The organism is Opacimonas viscosa, from assembly GCF_024199005.1.
Taxonomy (GTDB): Bacteria; Pseudomonadota; Gammaproteobacteria; order Enterobacterales; family Alteromonadaceae; genus Opacimonas; species Opacimonas viscosa.
The window spans coordinates 1-21,988 of the sequence record NZ_JANATA010000026.1; the positions used below are offsets into that span (position 1 = coordinate 1).

Below are 21,988 nucleotides of genomic sequence, written 5' to 3' on the forward strand. Positions count from 1 at the left end.
AAATCAGGCCTTGAAAGCCGCTTAGTAAAGTGTCCAAGTTTTTGGGGTCACTTCATTTAATTACGTCGGCTTTATAATGACTTGTTTGTAATTATTCCGCTGCAGGTGCTTCTGCAGAAACCACATCCAGTAACTCAACTTCAAATATCAGTGTGGAGTTTGGTGTGATTGCACCGGTTGCACGTTCGCCGTAAGCCAGTTCAGAAGGGATAAAGAACTTGAACTTTGCGCCTTCTTTCATCAGTTGTACGCCTTCAGTCCAGCCAGGGATGACACGATTTAATGGGAATTCAGCTGGTTCACCACGTTTGTAAGATGAATCAAACTCAGTACCATCTAGTAACGTACCTTGATAGTGAACGCGCACAGTGTCTGTCGCTTTCGGGCTTGTGCCAGTACCGGCAACTAACACTTGGTATTGTAAGCCTGACTCAGTGACTACGACACCTTCTTTTGTAGCATTTTCAGCTAGAAAAGCTTTGCCTGTTTCGATATTACTGGCAGCCGCTTGCTTAGCCATTGCTTCTTGTTTGGCACGTACTTCCTGGTCAGAGTTACGAATAATCTGTTGCATCTCATCTAATGGGATTTGTGAGTTTTTAGTCAAACCATCTTCAAAGCCGCGACGTAACATTGCTTCATCAATATCCATGTCGAGTTCGTTGAGTTGCTCTTTACGGGATACGGCAAAAGCTCCCATACTTGCACCTAACGCATACGCTTGTTTTTCAGCTGGTGTGTTGAATACCACAGGCGCACTTTCAGCAGCAGCTTCTGGTGCTTTAGTTTCTTGGTTACAAGCCGTTAAACTTAATACTGATAACACTGCAATGGCAGCTAAAGAATGTTTCATTCTGGGACATCTCCGAGTTGTCTATTTATAATTATATGTGTGAATTAAAAAAGAATTTTAAATCAAAGTTTTGGTATAACGTGCAATCTACTGGAAATTGTCCGCTTTTCCAACTTTTTCGGCTATTTATTCTCCTTTCTGTGAGCTTGTTAAGTGCGTGTTCAGTTCCCGAAGATGCACCTGAACAACGGATTGATCTCTCGGTAGGAGGTGCGTTATCTGCTGATATTCTCACCGCTTATGATGTGGGGATTGTGTCGAGTGTCAATAATGGTGTCAAAGTGTGGGAATTGTCGACGGGACAATTGAAGTTTGATTGGCGTCATGAAGGTGATGCCAACAACCTAGTGACCAAAATTGATATCTCGGCTGATGGATTGTATGCGATGACGGCGGATCGTGAAGCATTTGCTTTATGGGATTTAACCGTGGGTGAGCCAGTGGGTTTTTGGCGCATAGATATTGCGAGTATACGAGATATCGCGGTGAGTAAAAAAGGGGAAACATTGTTAGTGGGTCGTGGCGATGGCTCCGTCCTGTTACTGAATCCTAAAACCGGGCGACGTTTGGAGTTTATGGGGCATACGGAAAAAATCAATGCCGTAGATTTATCGCCGAATGGTTTTTATGCACTGACAGGGAGTAATGACTATACAGCCTTGTTATGGGATACCCGTACCGCACAAGTCCTACGTAAATTTGAGCATCAAAGTCGGGTCTCTATGGTCGGTCTGGATGAATATGGGCGTTACGCCTTCACCGCAGATAGTAAAGACCACTCCAAGATCTGGGATATCACCACCGGACAACTCATCAGTACTTTGCAATACTTTGAACGCCAAAAAATCATAACCGCTTTAAAATTTAGCAAAGATGGTAAGTATTTGCTTACTGGCTCACCATCTAGAGCTCTGGACTTATGGGATGTACAAACCGGAGAACGCCTCGCTAGATACAAGGTTGGTGTACATCCGGATGCGTCTATGCCGACTGCGATGGTGCATAGCGTCGATTTTATGCCAGACAGTGAGATACCCGCTTCGTTGAGTTCTAGTGGTTTTTTTGAGATATGGCACAAGGCAATAAGTCATTAAAAAGAAGGGGGGGAGACTTCTTTGGTACATCCATACTTCAGTAAAAAAATATTTTCTGCTATGTAGAAATCTCGGTCTACACTAAAAGGATAACATTATAAAGCCATAGATGAAGGAGAGGTGGCGGATTGAAATTAAGGCATAGTTTACTTGGTGTGTTGATTTTTTCGACCTTAGTACCTTTGGTGTTAGGTTTTTATTTTCTAGTGTCGATGGTGACTGAACAACACAAAAAACAAGTGGAAGAAAGCTTATCTGCGATCACTCAAATCGCAAAATTTAGAATATTGTCTAGCGCTCAGCGCATTAAAGATAATACCGCTTTGATTACCAGTCGAACCCAATTGCGCCGCAGTTTAAAATTGTTCATCGAAACCAATGATGTAGCTCACTTACAAAGGGTGCAACATATCATTAATGACGCCCGCTCTTCGATTTTGAATATACAAGAAATTTCTATTTATAAGCAAAATGGAGAACCCATTGTTTCGACCTTGTCGGAACACGTTGATTCTAAAATATTGAACAATCAAATCGTACCCAATATTGAACTAGAAGACATGCAAGGCCAGACGGTTATGAATAGTTTTGCAAATTTAGTCCTAGACAGGGTGAATATAGGGTTTATCAAAGTCAGTTTTACGCCAGATTTCATCAATCAAATAGTCGAACAAGGCCATGATTTGGGCGACACTGGGGAATGGATTGTCGCGGTTAGAGATCAAAACGGTGATGCTTTATTTGCATCACCCACAAAATATGAGAATGAAGGTGCCTTCAAACGCATCGTCTCCAAGGACAAACTAAGGGTACCGATCACAAGGGCATTGGCCGGTCAGGATCTTATTCTTTGGGATGCTGTCGATTATGCAGGTAACAAAGTCGTCGCTTCTACTCGGTATATCGATGAGTATGATTGGGGTATGGTCGCCAAAATTCACCATGAGGAGGTCCTTAGTGGGCTCTATGAAATCGTCAGAGTGTTTATCTTGGTGAGTTTTGTAATTATCGCGAGTATTCTATTGGTTGGTTTCTTTATGGCTAGGCTGGTCACTAAGCCGATTGAAAACCTAACTGAACAAACGGTCACGATGAAAGAAAACCCAAAATTAGGCTTAACCATTACAACAAATATTGATGAAGTCAAAACCTTAGGGCAACGCTTTAACGAGATGCTAGCCGTTATTACACAAATGAATGATTCGTTAAACGATAAGGTAAAAGAGCGGACAGTAGAACTTGCGTTAGCCAATGAAAATCTAGCGCAAGAACGGCAAAAAGCTGAGGATGCAAACACGGCTAAATCGGAGTTCATAGCAAATATGAGTCATGAGATCCGTACTCCATTGAACAGTATTCATGGCTCCCTGCAATTACTTGATCGACAGCCATTGAGTGAAAGTGCCAAGGGCCTTATCACGAATGCTAATTATTCAATGGTATCGTTGTTAAATATGATCAACGATATATTAAATTTTTCGAAGATTGAAGATGACGGCATCACTCTAGAGGAAATACCATTTAATTTAGTGGCGGTTTTAGAAACGTTGATGTCCGAAATGTATCCTTTGGCCAAGGTCAAAGGAATATTGTTCTCATATACCCTAGCGGATGATTTTATAGATGGGTGGATGGGAGATCCGCTTCGTTTAAAACAAGTCCTCCTAAATTTCATATCAAATGCGATTAAGTTTACAGATAAAGGAACTATTGTTATTCATGTCAGTAGTACTGAGGAGCCAAAATCCACACTGATTATCAAAATCGAAGATACTGGTCGAGGTATGTCCCAAGATTTTGTTGATAAATTATTTGATAGATTTACGCAAGCAGACACATCGACTACTCGACGTTATGGTGGCACCGGTTTAGGAATGCCGATTAGTTTGGGCTTGGTGGAATTAATGCACGGTGATATTCAGGTGGAAAGTCAACTGAATGTGGGTACCACCATTACCACACGTTTACCTTTGACACGTGCAATTTCTGTCTCCCGACCAAAGCAATCCGAGCAAGAACCTGTGCCTAATTTAGAAGGCAAAAAGATTGTCTTGGCAGAAGATAATGAAATAAACCAAGCGATATTTTGTGCCATGATGGCAGATACCAAAGCACAGGTTATGGTTGCGGCAAATGGTAAGGAAGCGATTGATTTACATGCTATTTTAAAACCTGACATTGTGTTTTTGGACATTCAAATGCCGGTTATGGATGGGGTGGAAGCCTGCCGTCAAATGCAAAGTTCGGGCAGTGATAGTATCTTTGTTTCCATTACAGCCAACACCGCAGAGGCCGATATTGAATATTATGAAAGTGTCGGATTTGCACATCATATTGGCAAGCCGGTGGATTTGAATACGCTTTATCGACTATTAGCGACGTTGTAGGTCTTTGCATGGTAGACTAATGTAAAAGTAGTTTGAGAATGTAATTATGACAGAAAACCTGTGGTCCCAAGATCCAAGCTCGCTCATCGCGCAATTGCAAAAAACCATCGAAACGTTAGAGAACCAAGTGGTGGATTTAGAAACGAAAGTGGCTTTTCAAGATGATACGATTGAGCAGTTAAATGAGGCGTTGAGCAACCAACAACTGACCATGGATCAGTTGAGTTTTAAGGTTGATCATATGATGGATAAAATGAAATCTATCGAACCGTCTAATATTGCAAAGCCAGAAGAAGAAACACCACCGCCGCATTATTAAAAGATAAATACTCAATCGTGCACAGCGTAATAGTGTGAAATTAGATACCTCCACTCCTCTGACAAAGTCATCTGAATAGTGGAGCTCTGTTATGGTTTAAACACACCAATGACATCTGCAGAGTTCTGACCCGCCTGGGCGACATCCGTTTGTGATTGTACATCATGGTAATCACACTTCACGCATTGTAGCTTTTCGACATTATTTTCAAAGTACAGCATGATTGAGTCTTGGGCTTTGCACTTGGGACAAGTGGCACCTGCAATAAAACGTTTGCGAGTTTTCTTAGACATGGTGTTCTCTACGTAAAATGATAAAAAGCGTGCTTATTATACCCATAAAAGTGTGATTTGGGTTACTTCTCGTTTTTTTGTGGCGTAAAGTCGCAATTATCATCGCTTCTTAGTGGATTCTGATATAATCCGTAAAAGCTATCTGTTACCCCAACTAGCTGCATTTCTGTTTTATTTTTTTACGTCTGAGGCTCTATGATCAAATTATCCAACATCTCTTTTATGCGAGGCACCAAAACCTTGCTTGAGCCGAGCAGTGTGGATTTTTATCCGGGGCATAAATATGCTGTCATCGGACCCAATGGTTGCGGTAAATCGAGTCTCTTTGCGTTGTTGCAAAACAAGCTGACGTTAGAAACCGGTGAGTATCATTTTCCCAAAGGGTGGCGCATGGTCGCTGTTGCTCAGCATACGCCTAATACTGAGGAGACGATTTTAGCTCATACCATCAGCGGTGATGATGTGTTATCAAGCTTGCGCGCAGCACTTGCTGCTGCGGAAGCAGCCGAAGATGGTGAGCGGATTGCAGAATTACATGGCCAGTTAGAGCATGCCGGTTGGTACGATGTTGAGGCCAGAGCCGCCACGATTTTAGCGGGTTTGGGTTTTGCGAATGATGATTTACAAAAGCCTGTGAATGCGTTTTCTGGTGGGTGGAAAATGCGCATTAATCTGGCTAAAGCCTTACTTTGTCAATCGGATGTGTTGTTACTGGATGAGCCAACTAACCACTTGGATTTAGATGCTGTTATCTGGCTTGAAAAATGGTTACAAAGATACGCTGGTACTTTACTTTTGATTTCGCATGATAAGTCTTTTATTGATGAAATAGCCCAGCACATTATCAGTTTTGAAAGCCAATCTTTGATGACCTATACCGGTAATTATTCTAGCTATCAAAAACAGCGGGCGGAGCGATTGCGTTTGCAGCAACTCCAATTTGAAAAACAACAAACCCAAGTGGCGCATCTACAAAGCTTCATTGACCGGTTTAAAGCCAAAGCTAGTAAAGCAAAACAAGCGCAAAGTCGGGTAAAACAACTCGAGAAAATGCAAGAAATCGCACCGGTACAAATCCATAACCCCTTCTCTTTTGAGTTTTATGAACCCAATAAGCTACCAAATCCATTGGTGGCGATGGAAGCGATCACCGTCGGCTATGATGAAACGGTTATTCTGTCTTCGGTTAAGTTGAATTTGGTACCCGGCAGTCGGATTGGTTTGTTAGGTCGTAATGGCGCTGGTAAATCGACATTGATCAAGTTACTCGCCCAAGTGCATGCCCCCATGTCTGGTGATTACCAAACCTCACAAGGTTTGGACATTGGCTATTTTGCTCAGCATCAAGTCGAAACACTGGATTTGGATGCAACGCCTTTGTTGCACTTACAGCGCTTGGACCGAGTGCCCACAGAGCAACAACATCGCGACTATCTAGGTGGGTTTGGTTTCCAAGGTGATGAGGCTACTAGCTTAGTGGGCCCCATGTCTGGTGGTGAAAAGGCACGTTTGGTGTTGGCGTTGATTGTGTACCAAAAACCTAATCTGCTGTTGCTAGATGAGCCGACAAACCATTTGGATTTGGATATGCGAGATGCACTAAATTTTGCGTTACAGGGCTTCACAGGCGCAATGGTGCTGGTATCGCATGATCGCACTTTATTAGCCAGTGTGTGCGAAGATTTTTACCTAGTGGATAGTGGTGCGGTAGAGCCTTTCAGAGGTGATTTGTCGGATTACACAAAATGGGTGTTAGATACGGTTAAACAAGAAAAGGCGCAGGAAAAAGCAGATTCTAAAGCCCAAGCCCAAGGGACAGAGAAGACTGAGCCTGCCATCGATAGAAAACTGCAAAAGCGCCTGGAGGCGGAGTTTAGACAACGCACTTCAGGTTTGCGCAAAGATATTACTCGTTATGAAAAAGTGATGGAAACGGCCCAAGCCAAACTCGCCGATATCGAATCACAATTAGCCGACCCAGCGGTCTATGAAGAGGCGCAAAAAAACCTACTCAATTCTCTCTTGGCAGAGCAAGCCAAGTATTCTAGTCAGTTAGACGATGCTGAGATGGCATGGTGTGATGCCCAAGAACAGTTAGAACAAGAACAAACAAAATTTTCTGAGGAGTTAAAGGCTGGTTAAAAGCTTTTAGCGTTAAATACGATCGAAAAATCACATTGCAACGTAACTTAGGTCGTGTATGTAGTTCGTGATGATTTATCCTTTGCCACATTTTTATAGGAAGAAGACCTTGGAAAAACAAGCCATAGCGACTATTTCACCTGAACATTTTTGGCATTGGTCAGGTAAAGTTTACTCAACAGAGGGGATTGCTCAAGCACTTTTAGTTTGGCAAAACCATTTCGATGGGCACGTGAATGGCGTGTTATGGCTCGCATATTTGGGTTCTCAGCATTGTGTTCTGGGCAAACAGCATTTTCAGGCGTTAGATGCAGTACTGAATGAAACTTTTGCGCAAGATGTTGGCCCTATTCGAGAATTGCGGATAAATACCAACAAAAATGATGCGAATTATGCAAAGTATTTACAAGCAGAGCTGTCCGCGGAACAACGTCAACAAAAAGCCTTAGTCGATTTGGGTTTGCATATCAAGCTGGCCCCGGAAAGTTTTGCGGGGGACATGCTAGAGGATACGTTTGCGTATCTCCATTGGCATACTGAGCACTATGTTCCTGATGACTTGAAAAAGGCCGCATATAGCCATATTTCAAGTATGATTAAATTATTGAACAGGTCGGTATAACGACATATGACAAATACGGTTTTTGGCAAAATAGTGACCTCTGCCTATCAATCTCCAGCATGGTGTAAAAACCGTCATGTGCAGACTATTTGGGGCAAATATGGTGTGCGTCGAGCACCAATCGCATGGCGTTTGGAACGATTCACTCTACCTGACGATGATTATGTTCAGTTAGCTTGGGCACCAGAGCCACAGCAGGTCAAAGGTGTGGTCGCGTTATTTCACGGCTTAGAAGGCTCCAAAGATTCTCATTATATTCAAGATGCAGTGGCTGCATTTACAAAGACTGATTATCAAGTGGTGTTAATGCATTTTCGAGGTTGTCACGGTGAGCCGAACAGGACCCATCGAGCTTATCATAGCGGTGAGACCAGCGATGCACTCGCGTTTGCCAAAACTCTGCAAACGCGTTACCCCGATATCCCTCTATTTGCTGTTGGTTTTTCTTTGGGTGGCAACATGTTAATGAAACTCGCCGGCGAAACTGGGACAGAGTGTCCATTTGTCAGTTGTGTCAGTGTGTCTGCTCCTTTGCGTTTGGATCAGTGTGCAGAGGCAATTCAGCAAGGGTTTGCCAAGGTATATGAAGCGAAATTACTCCGTAGTATGCAGGCGAATCTTCGAGCCAAAATGGCCACTATGGATTATCGCGGTAAAGTAAGAGTATCGGCGGCAACGGTAAAGAACCTCGATACGTTTACTAAATTTGATGAGAACGTGACGGCACCTTTGCATGGTTTTGCCGGAGCGGACGATTATTATCACAAATGTTCTGGGTTACAGTTTCTGAAATCGATCCAAAAACCGACATTGATTTTGCATGCGCTGGACGATCCCTTTATGAACCAGAAAGTGGTCCCCAAAGCACAAGAGCTCAGTCCAAAGGTCGCTTATGAATTGTCGCGTCGCGGTGGGCATGTTGGATTTTTAACAGGTGCGCCATGGCGTGTGGGGTCTTGGTTACAAACCCGGATCCCTGAATTTATAGAAGAACAATTTTTGGTTTACCAAGGTGCGGCTGAGCAAGCTCAAGAACGGGTATATGACGTTCATGCAAAGGCGGAGCACAGTTCATGATCATCCCACATACAGAGTTAGCCGCAGATACTTTGTATAGTATTATTGAGAGTTTTGTACTGCGTGAAGGGACGGATTATGGCTTGGAAGAGATGTCTTTGGCAGAAAAGGTGGCTCAGGTTCGTGCACAGTTAGATTCGGGGGTCGCTGTTTTGGTTTATTCTGAGTTACACGAATCAGTCGATATTGTACCTAAAGACGGTTTGGAATTTGTGGAAGAATAGACGAATAATGTTGGTGTTTGTGCGCGATAAATAGGTCCCAATATGTGGCTTACACATGAGGTTTATAACCCTTTGCGCAAAAGATACCAAAATGGGGCTGTACTCGCTGCACTGTCAATCAAGGTATGTTCCATAAAATGACAGAAATTTGGGATATCACGAGTTGTTGCAGGATCATCTGCGGTAATTAATAAGGTGTCACCGACGGGAATATCGCGCATTTTTTTGCGGATCATCATGACGGGTTCTGGACAGCGCAAACCCAAAGCATCCAAGGTATGGTCTGCTTCAGGCGGGGTCAATGTAGCTACTTCGGACATCGTGTGTACTATGCAATTTAACGCTTCAGTCGGTCCGACCTAAGCAATACCGTATTGCTTGCGATATGCTGCTACAGCCTCTAAGTGCTCAGCCATTTCCGGTTTATCTGCCAAGTAAGTCATGACATCATTCAGTGTCACAATACTCACGACTTTGGTACCAAAATCACGTTCGACTTCTTGGATTGCGGAGAGCTCACCTTGGCCTTTTTCTTGGCGATCTAAAGCAATTAATACACCTGCGAGAGTGGCATTGTGGGCTTGGATCAAGGTCATTGACTCACGAATAGCCGTACCTGCAGTGATCACGTCATCGACTAACATGATGTTGCCAGCGAGTTCAGCGCCGACTAAATTACCGCCTTCTCCATGAGTTTTGGCTTCTTTGCGGTTAAAGCAATACGGGGTATCAACACTGTGCTGGGTTGCCAAAGCTACGGCAGTCGTAGTGGCGATCGGAATGCCTTTGTACGCAGGGCCAAATAGCACATCAAAAGAAATGCCCGAATCGATTAAGGCGGCGGCATAGCATTGCCCTAAAGTCGCTAAATCAGCACCGGTGTTGAACAGTCCTGCATTAAAGAAATATGGACTGGTACGGCCTGATTTTAATGTAAATTCACCAAAACGTAGGACGTTTCTGGCAATCGCAAATTCGATAAAATCTTTTTGGTATGCTTGCATGGTTTACCTATCTATTATTTTGCAGTAGATGCGTTGAGTGCGAGTTGTTGCTGAGTAAATACTTCGTATAGCCCTTGTTTGGCCAGCTCAAGCATCGTCATCATCTCTTCCATGCTGAATGGTTCGCCTTCTGCGGTACCTTGGACTTCAATGAACTGTCCTGTTTCAGTCATGACAACATTCATGTCTGTTTCGGCAATCGAGTCTTCGGTGTATTCCAAGTCTGCGACGGGCTCTCCATTTACAACACCCACAGAAACGGCAGCAATCATGTGTTTTAAAGGATTGGTTTTTAAAATGCCTTTACCACGCATATGGTTAATGGCGTCAACTAGGGCCACACAAGCGCCTGAGATAGATGCGGTACGTGTGCCACCATCGGCTTGAATAACATCACAATCAACGGTAATGGTGTTTTCACCTAAGAGTTTTAAATCTACGGCAGCGCGCAAAGAGCGAGCGATGAGGCGTTGGATTTCAAGGGTACGACCGCCTTGTTTACCGCGTGCAGCTTCTCGGCCTGAACGGGTATGAGTGGCGCGTGGTAGCATGGAGTATTCTGCGGTGATCCAGCCTTCGCCTTTGCCTTTCATGAAACGCGGCACACCTTCTTCTACAGAGGCGGTACAGATAACTTTGGTGTTACCAAATTCAACTAAGACAGAGCCTTCAGCGTGACAAGTGAACTGACGAGTAAAAGTAACTGGGCGGATTTGACTAGCGGTACGACCACTGGGACGCATAAATGCTCCTAAAGAATTGAAAAAATGTGTACAAGTAGATTATATCTTATTGAGGCGAGGCCCGTCATTAGTCAAAGCGATATAATTTCAGTGGCACAGACTTTTCTACCAGAGCTTAAAGTAAATTATGTTAAGATATGGGGGAACTTGAGATAAGGATTGTGAAACTATTATCTCGTTCAAATGATTTCGTCAGTAAAAAAATTTTGAATGAAAGGAACCGGTATGATTTATAGTATGACAGCGTTTGCCCGTCGTGAATTAAAGGCAGAGTGGGGGAGTGCAGTATGGGAAATTCGCTCTGTTAACCAACGTTATTTAGAAACGTTTTTTCGTTTTCCAGAGCAGTTTCGAAGCTTAGAGCCTATTTTACGTGAACGTTTTCGCAAGCAATTACAACGTGGTAAGGTCGAGTGCCAGTTGCGTTTTATGCCAGCACAAAACACGGCCAAGGCGTTATCAGTCAATCACGCACTGGCTGAACAGGTAGTGTTAGCCGCGGAGTCGTTACCTATCCAAGGACCGGCATCTTTAAATCGTCTAGAGGTGTTGCAGTGGCCTGGTGTGGTTGAAGCACAAGAGACTGATATGGATGCGATCCAAAAAGACTTATTAGCAGAATTTGATCTGACGGTGAAGGATTTCTTGGCGGCGCGAGCATCGGAAGGCGAAAATCTAAAAGCGATGATCGAACAGCGCTTGGCTGCGATCACGGCAGAGGCCAACAAGGTTGGTACCATGATGCCTGAAGTCCTCCAGTGGCAACAAGACAAAATCCGCAATAAATTTGCAGAAGTAAACATAGAACTAGATGCAACACGTGTGGAACAAGAGTTGGTGTTGATGGCGCAAAAACTCGATGTTGCAGAAGAGTTAGATCGCTTACATTCTCATGTATCTGAAACCCAAAATATTATGAAAAAAGGTGGCGCGATCGGTCGTCGTCTCGATTTTATGATGCAGGAATTCAACCGTGAATCGAATACGCTAGGTTCAAAGTCGATCAATGCGGACATCACGCAAAGCGCGGTGGAGTTAAAGGTGTTGATTGAGCAGATGCGTGAGCAGATCCAGAATATCGAATAAAGCTCATTAGCTTACTAAGTTATCCTTCAGACCCAGTTGTTACTGGGTTTTTTGTTGGTTTGTGTCGAGGTTAGTCCTGAGATATCTATCCAAATCCTACTTTGATTGGTGGATTTATTCTTATTTACAAACTCTTTAGGCAAAAAATTAGCTTTCCCTACCTTTCAGCTGGTTGCGAGGATGTATATTTTCAAATCAAAAAATCAGAATTTTTAAGTTTAGTAAAACAATAAAGCTTAGCGATTGTTTCTGAATAGCTAAATAAATACACTTTGATGATGATAAGGCTCAAAGGGCTAAAGGCTAATAATCACCATTAACGGTTATTTATTGAGTGGCCTTTTTCAAGATATTAATATAATCACCTTTATCGGTGATTATAGTTGTAAATTTCTAAAGTCTATCTATAATCACTGTATTCGGTGATTAATTTTAGCAAGGTTCGATAGATGGCTAAAAAAGTAACAGTTTCAAAAATGCCTAGTTCTGCTTACATAAATAGTGCAGAAGTTCTGGGCCAACTCATCAAAGCAAAAAGAACAGAACTCGGCCTAAAATTAGCAGATTGTGCCTCGCTTAGCGGAATTGGTATCAATACTTTGTCACGTATAGAAAACGGAAATTCAAATTGCACTTTATCAGCGGTCTTTTCTGTTTTAAACGGATTAGGTATTAAGCTAACCACCAAAGAATTAATTCCTTCAGAAAAGGTATTATCGCCTCACGATGATTGGGTTTAGATATGACAAAAGCTGACGCATACAGGCTAGACATAAAACACGCTAATCAAGTAATTGGAAATTTATCTTTAGATAACACCACCAACTTATTAAAGCTTAATTATTCACAACTATGGCGACGCGAAGGCTTTGCAATCTCACCTCATTTGCCACTGGATAATCATCACTCACCAGAAGTTGCATACAACTTTCTCGATAACGCCTTGCCTGAAGGAGAAGCGAGAAAGTTATTAGCTGAAAATCTGGGAGTCTCAGAAAAAAATGTTTATTCGCAGGTACGTGCCATTGGGAATGACTTAGCCGGGGCATTGACATTTTTACCGCCATCCAAAGAAAAACAAAAAAAACCGTCTTTTAGAATACTTGAAGAAGAAGAGTTAGTTACGAGGCTCAACAATAAAGAAGAATTTGGCCTACTTACATGGGACGATAAACCACGTCTCAGCGTGGCCGGAGTTCAAGATAAACTGAATGTCTTTATTGATGGGCAAGGAAATATTGGCTTTGGTGATGGCTCACTCTGCTCTACTCATATTCTAAAATTTGAAAAGAAAAACTGTTCTAATCTCGTCTTGAACGAATTCTTTTGTATGAAGCTCTCCGGTGCAATTGGATTACCAACGGCTGATGTTGAGTATAAACAATTTGGACCACACCCATCGCTCATCGTAAAACGATTTGATCGCAAATATGTTGGCGACTCCAACAAAGTAATGAGGCGTCATGTTATCGATGGCTGCCAAATGTTGAATTTACCAAGGGACTATAAATACGAGCGAAATTTAGGCGATGGAAGAGATGTTAAACATATTAGAGACGGAGCTAGCTTAGTAAAGCTATTTGAATTCACTGAACATATGTCTTCGCCAATTGAAAGTAAGCAATGGCTGATAAACTGGCAACTCTTTAATTTAATGATCAGCAACTATGACAGCCACGGCAAGAATGTTTCGCTATTTTTTGATAGAAATAACGCACGATTTACTCCCGCCTATGATTTAGTGAATATCGCCATGTTCCCTCAATTTAAACAAGAGTTAGCGATGGCTATGGGAGATGAGTTTGAACCGAATGATATCCACGCTTATCAACTAGCTGATTTCGCAGAAACATGTCAGATCAATAAAAAACTGTTATCTAGGTTGTTAACTGACTTGGCAAATAAAGTGATAAAACAACTATCAACAGGAGCTTTGATTGAAAGCCTGACAATTCAATCTCATTTTTGTGAAGATGATATTAGCTATTTTAAGCAACTGAGCGACAACATATTAACTAAAACAGAGTACTTAAAAGCTCAAGCGGCTGATATACCTAAAATAGAAGTATAGACATTAAATTACTTATTCAGTTCATACTGCGAAATTGATTAAGGGCGAAGGTTAATAGCAAACCAAAGATACATAGTCATATGATGTTGGTATAAACAAAGACTGACCTAAATACTCGTGCTTTGCGTTTAAATAATATTATTTTTTATTTGGTTTCAGCACACACATGCGATTTCTTTTTTTACTATTAGCAATTATTTCCGCGCATGCAGATGCTATGTACGCCAAAGGCTGCCAAGATCCAAAGTACCATGCCTACATCAGCTCCAGATTCAACGTATTTGCGCAAAACAATGAGCGAATTTATGCTCAAACATTACGTGAATACCAATATCATTTACAGTCTCAATCAGACAAACAAGATAATACTTTTGAGCTTATCAGCGCATTGACAAGACATTTGACTTACAGTGCGCAGCTTGATCCGATCGAAGAAGTACAACAAAAGATCGATACTTTACTCACATACTCTGATTCTTTGAATATGGAAAAACGTATCGCTGGCCTTGTTTTGGACGAGTTCAGTAGTGAAAATCACGCGATTAATATGGCAAGAGCGTGGGTTGCTTATCGTCAAGGGGATTTTGCCGCAACACAATCCTCACTCATGGCCTCATTGGATATCAACGAACCGATGCTGTTGAGTGTCTTTGGGCCAGATTTTTCGCTCGTTAGACAACTATACCAAGATGGTCACAGCGATATCGTAAAAACGTTTATTAAGAAGACCGAAGAGTTTTGGCAAACAGCTGAAGCCAATCGACTACGTTTCACTTGGCAGCAAATGATGATTTTGGATTGCCAGATCCAGTTTACTTCTAGTGACCTTCTCCAAGCGCAAAATTTGGGGATCCGAACATATAGTGCTCAGCCACTAAAATAGTACCCAGCCTTAAAATGTCGACAATTAAATTCATAATACTTTAATCTAGTTGTATTAAACCCAAAACAAACTATTATTGTCGACAATAATAATCTTTTGTTTCCCTACTAGGTAATCATATATGTCTAATTCTGCGGCTTTCTCCCCTGAGCACTCAATCAAAACTCTGAGCTCTTCTCAGCAGGCTTATCACAGCCTACCGGCCACTGCACAAGCCCTAGATATCGATTTAAGCAAACTCCCATTTTCACTTCGTCCGATTTTAGAAGGGATCGCTCGGAATGTTGGAAAACACGGTGTCACGGTTGAGCAACTAAAAGCTTTAGGTGACTGGCCAACGCATAAAGGCACTCAGCCGGTGGAGATCCCCTTTGCTGCAGGACGTGTCATTATGCATGATTTAAGCGGTACACCGGCGATTGTCGACTTTGCCGCCATGCGTTCTGCGGTAGAGCGTATGGGCTTAGATCCAACCATTATTGAGCCTTTGGTGCGTGCCGACTTAGTCATCGATCACACTGTTACTATGGATAATACCGGTAGCCCTGCTTCATTACGAATCAACGGTGAATTAGAGGCCGCTCGTAATGTGGAGCGTTACTCCTTTTTAAAATGGGGAGCCCAAGCTTTTAACACCATCCGGATCATTCCACCGCAAACCGGTATTGTCCACCAAGTGAATTTGGAATATTTGGCGCAAGGGTATTTGCATATGGATGGGTTACTCGTTCCGGACACCTTAATCGGTATGGACAGTCACACTCCCATGGCCAATGCTCTTGGTATTGTTGGATGGGGAGTAGGTGGGATTGAAGCAGGTGCCTCCATGCTAGGCCAACCCATGCAGATGCTCGCCCCAGAAGTCGTAGGTGTAGTGCTTACCGGTCAACTCCAAGAGGGAGTTACCGCGACGGACTTGGTTTTGACTATTACTGAAATGCTCCGCAAATATCCAGCTGGCGTGGTGGGTAAATTTGTCGAATTTATCGGTGAAGGTTCGGCCAGTCTTTCTTTGCCTGACCGAGCTACGATTGCCAATATGGCACCTGAGTATGGGGCTACCATGGGCTTTTTCCCATTTGATGCCATTTCTGCTGACTATTTACGTGCCACTGGACGTGATGGTGATTTGCCTTTGGCTTTCCATGAAGCGCAGCACATGACCTGGACTGCAGGACAACCATTACCTGAATATACTGATACGCTGTATCTTGATCTCTCCAGTGTGGAGCCATCGGTTGCTGGACCGAAAAAACCTCAAGACCGTCACGCACTTTCTGACATCGGTCGTGTATTTACGCAAAGTACTCATGATGAGCAGCGTGCTCCTGAGACCGCTACCGTGATCCCGATGCGCACAGACCAAGAGGGTGTTTTTACTGCCCAACCAGAACGCACGCTAAAAGATGGGGATATCGTGATTGCCGCAATTACGGCTTGTACCAACACATCCAACCCCAGCGTGTTAGTGGCTGCAGGGCTGGTCGCCAAAAAAGCCAATGAGTTAGGTATGAACGTGCCAGCAGGCATCAAAACCTCACTTGCCCCTGGCTCACCAGTAGCAACAGATTATTTGACGAAAGCAGGTTTACAGCAACATCTCGATGCACTTGGGTTTAACACCGCAGGGTATGGATGTACCACGTGTGTTGGAAACTCCGGTCCTTTATCACCGAGTATTGAGAAAGCACTACAGCAGCATGATATTGTCGCCGCATCGGTCTTATCGGGGAACAGAAACTTTGAAGGGCGAGTGCACCCTGATGTAGATGCGAACTTTTTGATGTCACCCCCTCTCGTGGTCGCTATGGCGTTAGCAGGTACTGTCTGTATCGATCCTACGTCTGAACCCTTGGGTAAAGATGACCAAGGCAATGATGTTTACCTTCGAGATATCTGGCCATCTAATCAAGAAATCCAAGACACTCTCAGCCAATGTATGGATCCGCAAGCATTCCGTCAAACCTATGAAAACGCCCTATCTGGCCCAGCCACATGGCAAACACTTGAGGCACCTCAAGGACCGGTGTATGAATGGGATGATGCATCTACGTATATTCAAGAGATATCGTTTTTTGACGGATTTTCACTAGAAACGCCTGATGACGCGTTAGCGAATATTTACAACGCACGTATGCTGGTTATGTGTGATGACAATACCACTACCGACCATATCTCACCAGTCAGTCGCATCAGACCTGACACTCCTCCAGGGCAGTATCTAATGGAGCAAGGCGTAGCAGAAAATGATTTAACCTCTCTCGGTGCTCGTAGAGGTAATCACCATGTCATGCTACGTAGTATTTTTGGCAACGTTAAAGCTCGTAATTTAATGGTGCCAGGCACCACTGGCGCAGTGACTCATTATTTCTCAGATAGCCACCCACCTGAACAAATGTCGATATATGATGCTGCAGCCAAGTACCGTGCTGCCAATACGCCAACTGTTGTATTTGGTGGCAAACTTTACGGTACCGGCTCATCTCGTGATTGGGCGGCAAAAGGCCCAGCTTTATTGGGCGTCAAAGCGATCATTGCCGAAAGCTTTGAACGTATTCACAAATCTAATTTGGTTGGGATGGGGATTGTGCCATTGGTGTTACCCCCTGACGTCACATTGCAATCGCTCAACTTAGATGGCTCAGAAACCTTTGATTTGGAAGGGATTGATGAGTTAAGGCCGCGAGGTATTGTCACACTGACGATTAAACGCGCTGACGGCTCTCAGCTGTCATTCACGTTGAATTCTCGGGTAGATACGTCGTCCGAGCTAGAACAAATTCGTCATAAAGGGATTTTGCCGATGGTACTGCGAGAGATTGTAAATAAAAAGTAAAGGGCAGAATGTTCATACCGATAAACTTAAATTAGACAATCATAAAGATGTTTACATCAAGGACGATGAATGACTGATTTAGTTGCGCTTTCTTTTAAAGAAGAAGCATTAAAAAGTATGAATATACCAGTACAAGAATATTTCTTGCCCAAGCAAATATTAAATGCAAGTTTGCAGGGACCTGGCAGTATCCCCAGAGAGTTATTATTGTACGGTCTACAATTAATGATAAGCGAAAAAGGATTCAATTATAAAGGGCAATACTTCGCATCTTTAGATGCACACAACTCTCCTGTAGAAACTGGTTTCGAAAACTCGGATTGGCACCGTATGCAATTTGTCGGTTGTTTATTGGGTGGCGCCATTGGTGATGCTTTTGGTGCGCCAGTAGAATTTATGAAACGAAGTGCAATCTTACAGCAATATGGCAACAACGGGATTGAAGATTTTGCAGAGGCATATGGGAAAGTGGGCGCCATCACTGATGATACGCAAATGACTCTGTTTACTACCGAAGGATTGCTCCGTGCATGGGTCAAAGGTTGTTTTACAGGAGTAACATCAGAGCTAGGTTGTATTGGCCATGCCTATCAACGTTGGTACCAAACCCAAGGGCATACATCGCCGAGAAATTTAGATGTTACAACAGATGGTTATCTTTGGGAGCAAACGGAGCTTCATTCACAAAGAGCACCTGGCAATACTTGCCTATCAGCACTGGCTGAAATGACTAGTTTTACTGCGCCAGCACAGAATAATAGCAAGGGTTGTGGGGGAGTAATGCGTGTTGCACCCATTGGCTTGTACTGTTGGCGGCTAAAAAATCAATTCACAGTTGAAGATTGTTTTGCACTGGGTGCAGATGCAGCCAGATTAACTCATGGCCATCCTACGGGGTATCTAGCATCAGGTGCGTTTGCTGCAATAATCTATCAAATATTAGACGGCTGCTCGTTAGCATCTGCTTGTATGTCTGTTTTGGATATCCTGGGTAAAATGAGATGTCATGACGAAACTACACTGAAAATAGCCACTGCGATAAAACTGTCAAGAGACCCTATGCCATCATACAGAGCCATTGAATATTTAGGGGAAGGGTGGATTGCTGAGGAAGCATTAGCGATTTCCATTTATTGTGTATTGCAGGCGAGCTCTTTTAAAGAATTAATGAGCATGAGTGTGTCCCATGATGGCGATTCAGATTCAACCGGTGCGATTGCAGGAAATATTTGGGGAGCGTTATACGGCTTTAGGGATTTTCCGACTCAATGGGTGGAAAATGTTGAGCTGGAAGATCGAATTAATGAAATAGCATGTGATTTATATGATTTTCCACTTTGGGATATCGGTGCAGATTCACAAAATACTGACTTAAATAATATTGCACAAACAAGGTACCCAGGGACTTAAAGGATGAAGGGTCAGGGTGTCCTTTGACACTTCTTGACCACAATAAACTCATCCAGAAACCGATGATGAGTGTGATGAAATACTTATTGTGTGAACATTTATTGTCCAACATTAACGGTTCGTCATCGCTAGCCTATCATTGACAAAATCTGATATACCCCAGCGCTTAACTAATTCCTCTATGCGTATTTAATATTTACTCACACAAAAAAATTGTCTTGGTAAAGATGTGATAACGGACGTAATATAGTCAAAAAATAAAAGAACTATCATTCATGAGCACTGTTTTCTTACCTTTTACATTCCCCAATGGCCAAGTTATTAAAAATCGTATTACCAAAGCCGCAATGGAGGAAAATTTAGCGGATCCGGGGCACCTACCAGGCATTGCTTTATACAATCTTTACAGTGCATGGGCCAAAGGTGGCGCTGGTTTGATCATTACCGGAAATGTGATGGTCGATCACTTGGCTATGACTGGCCCGGGTGGTGTCGCATTAGAAGATGCAGAAAATTTAAAGGCTTTTCAAAAGTGGGCCAGTACAGCGCAGCAAAACGACACAAAGATATGGATGCAAATCAATCATCCAGGTCGTCAAGTCTATAAAAATATGCATGGAAAAGCGCTTGCTCCGAGTGCTAAAGCGCTAAATTTAGGTAAGTTCTCAAAGTTATTTGCGACACCAAAAGCAATGACACAATTGGATATAGCTGATGTGATTCAACGTTTTGTCACGACCGCGAAGCTAGCCGAACAAGCCGGATTTGATGGTGTTCAGATCCATGCCGCTCATGGTTATTTATTATCACAGTTTTTATCTCCACTGACGAATCTACGCGATGATGAATGGGGTGGAAGTTTGGCTAATCGAGCTCGATTGTTAGCGACTATCATCAGTAAAGTCCAAGCAGAAGTCGCTCCGGAATTTACGCTTGCGGTGAAGATTAATTCTGCTGACTTTCAACGTGGCGGTTTTGATGTGGACGATGCCGTTGCGGTAGTCGCCATGTTGGAAGAGTTGGGTGTGCATTGTATTGAGATCTCTGGCGGTAGCTATGAGGCACCAGCAATGCAAGGCACGACAGCTGATGAGAGGACGCTAGCTAGAGAAGCCTACTTTTTAACCTTTGCTGAACAAATCGCGAGTAAAACCCGCGTGCCGATTATGACAACAGGCGGGATTTATCGTCTTGCAACTGCTGAAAAAGTGTTAGCTGAAAACATAGCATTGATCGGTATGGCCAGTGCACTCGGTGCGCAACCTGATTTACCCAAACGCTGGACTACTGAACCGGATTTAGTGGGCACTATGCCAAATATAGCGTGGCAAAATAAACCGCTAAAAGGCTTGGCAACTATGGCTATGGTGAAGCGTTGGTTACGTGAATCAAGTCAAAATAAAACACCTACACTGAACGCAAATCCAATATGGACTTTACTTAAAGATCAGTTGATTAAATCCAAACAGACCAAACGGTATAACCAAAAAATCAAGCAATATGGGTAAGTTTAGATGGCAATGAACCCTATCGATTTGTTGCAACACCGATGTTCGGGAATCGACGCAGTAATCTTTATTTTCTATTACACGTTTTCAGCAAAACTGACGTCGATGTGTTTTTCTACTAGACTTAAATAAGGCAAAAAAATAGAGGCATCAATGATGCAAAACGTTGTTAATGAGCTGGGTAAAAAGTTAGCCAAACGATTTTTTAATGGCAGTTTTATCGTCCTTCTGCTGATGTCCTTGAGTGCCTGTCAAACCACCTCCTCACATATTCAGCCTGCTAGCATAAAACGTTTGCTACTTACTGATACTGAATTAGCCAAGGTTGACCTACAAGTTGCTACCTCTCCACTTGAAACGCCTTCTGACATATTTGCGCTAGATGAGGCTGCACGAGAGTTCGTCGCTGAGATAGTGGCCAATACTAAAACTCAAAGCGAGCAAATGCGCGCATTAAATCGGGCTTTGTTTTCTCGAACGTCACTCGATTTAGCCTATGTCAGTCAAGCAAATACTGTAGCGTCAGACACATTTGCCCGTCGCGAAGCTAACTGTTTATCCTTAACCATCTTAGCGTTTGCAATGTCTGAGCATGCAGGCTTTAAGACTCAGATGCAGCGGGTTTTAGTGCCAGAGTTTTGGACAGTTAATGATGGCCGTGCGCTGCTCAATGGCCATGTGAACTTAAAAATCCAGCCTCGGAAACAATCAAGTGCAGTGACGCTATTTCCTGAAGGTATTATTGTGGATTTTGATCCGCAGCCTAATCTTGATCGCCTGCCGACCCAAAAATTATCTAAAAAAGCAATCACCGCCCTGTTTTACAACAACCGTGGTGCTGAATTTTTATTAGTTGCAGATTATGCCCGCGCATATCAATACTTCAGCACAGCTTTGTTATTTGCACCTCAGGATACCTCAACAGTAAGTAATCTCGGTTATTTATATCGCATCTTAGGACTGTGGGATAAAGCGGAGAATGCCTATTTATATGCATTGTCGTTGGATGAAAATAAACTGACTATTTTGGAGAATCTAGCGCGGTTGTATGACTATCAAGGTAAAGTCGAAGCAGCCCAAAAATTACGCGTTGAGGTGCAACAAAAGCGTCTTAGAAACCCCTACTATCACATGTTACTCGGGCAGCAAGCGCAATATGCACAAGATTGGTCTAGTAGCATTGAGCATTTTACCAAGGCGATAAAATTGAAACCTGATTTTGACTTATTTTATCTAGGTCTGGCGACAGGGTACGCTGAACTGGGACTGTGGGCTAAGAGTGAAAGGTCGCTTAAAAAAGCCCGCCGCTTCGCAAAAACTGAACGGCGCCAAGAGACCTATGCGAATAAACTATCGGTTTTTAACTCAATAAAAAACTCATTAAACTATTAACTACATTACTCATTATCTTGTTACCTTATAAACTGTCTCACCAG

At 43.0% G+C, this 21,988-nt stretch carries 20 protein-coding genes; 15 read left to right on the forward strand and 5 right to left on the reverse strand.

Going from position 1 to position 21,988, the window contains the following annotated elements; translation table 11 throughout:
• Positions 1-91 precede the first annotated feature (91 nt).
• A complete protein-coding gene (gene fkpA, locus NLF92_RS11720) occupies positions 92-853 on the reverse strand; it encodes an FKBP-type peptidyl-prolyl cis-trans isomerase (RefSeq protein WP_254102172.1) in 762 nt (253 codons plus the stop codon).
• Positions 854-993: 140 nt separating this feature from the next.
• On the opposite strand from fkpA, the gene NLF92_RS11725 reads away from it, so the two are divergent.
• The 3 genes from NLF92_RS11725 to NLF92_RS11735 all read left to right on the forward strand — a co-directional run bounded on the left by NLF92_RS11725 (position 994) and on the right by NLF92_RS11735 (position 4,653).
• A complete protein-coding gene (locus NLF92_RS11725; RefSeq protein WP_254102174.1) occupies positions 994-1,947 on the forward strand; it encodes a WD40 repeat domain-containing protein in 954 nt (317 codons plus the stop codon).
• A gap of 128 nt (positions 1,948-2,075) precedes the next feature.
• Positions 2,076-4,334: an ATP-binding protein gene (locus tag NLF92_RS11730; RefSeq protein ID WP_254102176.1), complete on the forward strand. Its 2,259-nt coding sequence runs from the start codon at positions 2,076-2,078 to the stop codon at positions 4,332-4,334.
• Between the two features lie 46 nt (positions 4,335-4,380).
• Positions 4,381-4,653 (forward strand): SlyX family protein, encoded by a 273-nt coding sequence (locus NLF92_RS11735; RefSeq protein ID WP_254102178.1) that lies wholly within the window; start codon positions 4,381-4,383, stop codon positions 4,651-4,653.
• 89 nt (positions 4,654-4,742) lie between these two features.
• Here NLF92_RS11735 and NLF92_RS11740 read toward each other — a convergent pair whose 3' ends face one another.
• Positions 4,743-4,946 carry a YheV family putative zinc ribbon protein gene (locus tag NLF92_RS11740; protein WP_254102180.1) on the reverse strand — a complete coding sequence of 68 codons (204 nt, stop codon included), beginning with the start codon at positions 4,944-4,946 and terminating at the stop codon, positions 4,743-4,745.
• Positions 4,947-5,141: 195 nt separating this feature from the next.
• Here NLF92_RS11740 and NLF92_RS11745 point away from each other — a divergent pair, with 195 nt between their 5' ends.
• The 4 genes from NLF92_RS11745 (at position 5,142) to NLF92_RS11760 (ending at position 9,011) form a co-directional block, all read left to right on the forward strand.
• Positions 5,142-7,088 (forward strand): ATP-binding cassette domain-containing protein, encoded by a 1,947-nt coding sequence (locus tag NLF92_RS11745; RefSeq protein WP_254102182.1) that lies wholly within the window; start codon positions 5,142-5,144, stop codon positions 7,086-7,088.
• Between the two features lie 109 nt (positions 7,089-7,197).
• A complete protein-coding gene (locus tag NLF92_RS11750) occupies positions 7,198-7,710 on the forward strand; it encodes a TIGR02444 family protein (protein WP_254102184.1) in 513 nt (170 codons plus the stop codon).
• Between the two features lie 6 nt (positions 7,711-7,716).
• Entirely contained in the window at positions 7,717-8,787 is a 1,071-nt protein-coding gene (locus tag NLF92_RS11755) for a hydrolase (protein WP_254102186.1), read from the forward strand.
• Positions 8,784-9,011 (forward strand): YheU family protein, encoded by a 228-nt coding sequence (locus tag NLF92_RS11760; protein ID WP_254102188.1) that lies wholly within the window; start codon positions 8,784-8,786, stop codon positions 9,009-9,011. Before NLF92_RS11755 ends, NLF92_RS11760 begins: the two co-directional genes overlap by 4 nt.
• A gap of 62 nt (positions 9,012-9,073) precedes the next feature.
• Here the strand turns inward: NLF92_RS11760 and tusA are convergent, their stop codons facing one another.
• The 3 genes from tusA to rph are packed head-to-tail and all read right to left on the reverse strand — an operon-like array spanning position 9,074 to position 10,758.
• Complete coding sequence (tusA, locus tag NLF92_RS11765; protein WP_254102190.1) at positions 9,074-9,331, reverse strand: sulfurtransferase TusA; 258 nt, start codon at positions 9,329-9,331, stop codon at positions 9,074-9,076.
• A 39-nt stretch (positions 9,332-9,370) separates the two neighbouring features.
• The gene (gene pyrE / locus NLF92_RS11770; RefSeq protein ID WP_254102192.1) at positions 9,371-10,015 is read right to left on the reverse strand and encodes an orotate phosphoribosyltransferase; all 645 of its coding nucleotides are present in this window, start codon (positions 10,013-10,015) and stop codon (positions 9,371-9,373) included.
• Between the two features lie 14 nt (positions 10,016-10,029).
• A complete protein-coding gene (gene rph, locus NLF92_RS11775) occupies positions 10,030-10,758 on the reverse strand; it encodes a ribonuclease PH (RefSeq protein WP_254102194.1) in 729 nt (242 codons plus the stop codon).
• Between the two features lie 225 nt (positions 10,759-10,983).
• Here rph and NLF92_RS11780 point away from each other — a divergent pair, with 225 nt between their 5' ends.
• From NLF92_RS11780 to NLF92_RS11815, 8 genes are all read left to right on the forward strand, one after another.
• A complete protein-coding gene (locus tag NLF92_RS11780; RefSeq protein ID WP_254102196.1) occupies positions 10,984-11,844 on the forward strand; it encodes a YicC/YloC family endoribonuclease in 861 nt (286 codons plus the stop codon).
• 449 nt (positions 11,845-12,293) lie between these two features.
• On the forward strand, positions 12,294-12,584 hold the full coding sequence (locus NLF92_RS11785; protein ID WP_254102198.1) for a helix-turn-helix domain-containing protein: 291 nt from the start codon (positions 12,294-12,296) through the stop codon (positions 12,582-12,584).
• Between the two features lie 2 nt (positions 12,585-12,586).
• Entirely contained in the window at positions 12,587-13,915 is a 1,329-nt protein-coding gene (locus NLF92_RS11790; RefSeq protein WP_254102200.1) for a HipA domain-containing protein, read from the forward strand.
• Positions 13,916-14,081: 166 nt separating this feature from the next.
• Positions 14,082-14,798, forward strand: coding sequence for a hypothetical protein (locus NLF92_RS11795; protein ID WP_254102202.1), 717 nt, complete (start codon positions 14,082-14,084; stop codon positions 14,796-14,798).
• A 121-nt stretch (positions 14,799-14,919) separates the two neighbouring features.
• Positions 14,920-17,634 carry an aconitate hydratase AcnA gene (gene acnA, locus NLF92_RS11800; protein WP_254102204.1) on the forward strand — a complete coding sequence of 905 codons (2,715 nt, stop codon included), beginning with the start codon at positions 14,920-14,922 and terminating at the stop codon, positions 17,632-17,634.
• Positions 17,635-17,703: 69 nt separating this feature from the next.
• Positions 17,704-19,044, forward strand: a complete 1,341-nt coding sequence (locus NLF92_RS11805) for an ADP-ribosylglycohydrolase family protein (protein WP_254102206.1) — start codon at positions 17,704-17,706, stop codon at positions 19,042-19,044.
• A gap of 275 nt (positions 19,045-19,319) precedes the next feature.
• Positions 19,320-20,552 carry an NADH:flavin oxidoreductase/NADH oxidase family protein gene (locus tag NLF92_RS11810; protein WP_254102208.1) on the forward strand — a complete coding sequence of 411 codons (1,233 nt, stop codon included), beginning with the start codon at positions 19,320-19,322 and terminating at the stop codon, positions 20,550-20,552.
• A gap of 153 nt (positions 20,553-20,705) precedes the next feature.
• Positions 20,706-21,944, forward strand: a complete 1,239-nt coding sequence (locus tag NLF92_RS11815) for a tetratricopeptide repeat protein (RefSeq protein WP_254102210.1) — start codon at positions 20,706-20,708, stop codon at positions 21,942-21,944.
• Positions 21,945-21,988: the final 44 nt, after the last annotated feature.